Source organism: Phocaeicola plebeius (assembly GCF_003437535.1).
Classification (GTDB): Bacteria; Bacteroidota; Bacteroidia; order Bacteroidales; family Bacteroidaceae; genus Phocaeicola; species Phocaeicola plebeius_A.
Genome location: NZ_QSQT01000069.1, coordinates 1 through 1,427, shown reverse-complemented (window position 1 = coordinate 1,427; position 1,427 = coordinate 1). Strand labels below are relative to the sequence as shown.

At 41.3% G+C, this 1,427-nt stretch carries 1 protein-coding gene and 1 pseudogene; both read left to right on the top strand.

Annotation, left to right across the window (positions count from 1 at the left end):
• Positions 1 to 47: 47 nt before the first annotated feature.
• Positions 48 to 569, top strand: coding sequence for a helix-turn-helix domain-containing protein (locus DXD04_RS16585; protein WP_117674221.1), 522 nt, complete (start codon positions 48 to 50; stop codon positions 567 to 569).
• Positions 554 to 1,393, top strand: a pseudogene (locus DXD04_RS16580) (IS3 family transposase); the annotation flags it as partial. The gene DXD04_RS16585 and the pseudogene DXD04_RS16580, both read left to right, overlap by 16 nt.
• Between the last annotated feature and the right edge of the window lie 34 nt (positions 1,394 to 1,427).

The window sequence follows — 1,427 nt, the reverse complement described above, 5'->3', positions numbered from 1 at the left end:
TGTACTGCACCCCAAAAGTTAGACACAAAACTTTTGGGGTGTTTTTTATGAAGTACAGTTACGAACAAAGGCTTATTATCGTTAGCCGGGTAAAACAAGGAGAGTTAATAGCTCATTTGTCAAAGGAGTATCATATCAATAAGACTCAGATATTGGCATGGGTGAGAATGTGGGACAAATATGGTCGTTCAGGACTGGAACAACAACCACATTGTCGTCCTACGGTTAAATTAAAGGAAGAAGTAGTACGTTTAATATTGGAAAAAGGTGTACCTTTATCCCATGTAAGAATAGAATACAGAATTGGTAAGACGGCTCTACAACGCTGGGTCAGTACAGTACGTAAGTATGGTTACGAAGCTCTTGCGCCGTCCAAACGCCAGGGAAGAACATTAAAAGAACCTATGGGACGTCCAAAGAAGAAAGAACCGCAAACGGAACTTGAGAGGCTTCAGGCTGAAAATCTCCGCCTGAGGGCAGAGAATGCGCTGCTAAAAAAAGCGAAGGCCTTAGTCGAGGCAAAGAAGGCCCAAGCACTTCTGAATGGGCGCGAACCATCGACGAACTAAGGTCGGATTATCCTCTTGACTTGTTATTGAAGTTAAGAAAGATGGCTCGTTCTGTGTTCTATTACCATCTGAAGCGGCTTAAAACGATTGATAAGTATTCCAATGAAAAGGAATCAATCAAACTAATTTTTCATGAGCATAAGGGACGATATGGCTATCGGCGTGTAACAGCGGAGATGCATAACCGTGGCTTTATGCTAAACCATAAGACCATCCAGAGGCTTATGGGTGACTTAGGGCTTAAAAGCAAAATACGCATGGTACGATACCGCTCATACAAAGGTGAGGTTGGCAAGATAGCCCCGAACATAATAGACAGGGATTTTACGGCAGAAGCCCCCAACCGCAAATGGGCGACAGATGTAACACAGATAAAAATCGGTTCTGTCAAACTTTATCTTTCCCCGATATTGGATATGTTCAACGGTGAGATCATATCATACAACATCTCCCGAAAACCGGATATGGAACAGATATACGATATGTTGGATAAAGCGTTCACAAGGTTTGACAGTCTTGACGGACTTATACTCCATTCTGATCAAGGATGGCAATACCAACACTACGGCTACCGTAAACGTCTTGAAGAACATCATATAGTACAAAGCATGTCTCGTAAGGGTAACTGCCTTGACAACGCTATGGCGGAAAATTTCTTTGGAATTATGAAGTCTGAATTACTGTATACCGAGAATTTTGAATCTCCTGAAGCCTTTATAAAGGCTTTGGATAAATATATTGAATATTATAACAATAAAAGAATCAAAGCCCGGTTAAATGGAAAGAGTCCGGTACAATACCGAACTCTTTCTATTACGGGATAATGTTTAACTTGTCCAACTTTTTGGGGTCACTTCA

Coding starts and splice junctions, on each gene's coding strand:
- DXD04_RS16585 (WP_117674221.1), top strand. CDS start 48: ATGAAGTACAGTTACGAACAAAGGCTTATTATCGTTAGCCGGGTAAAA.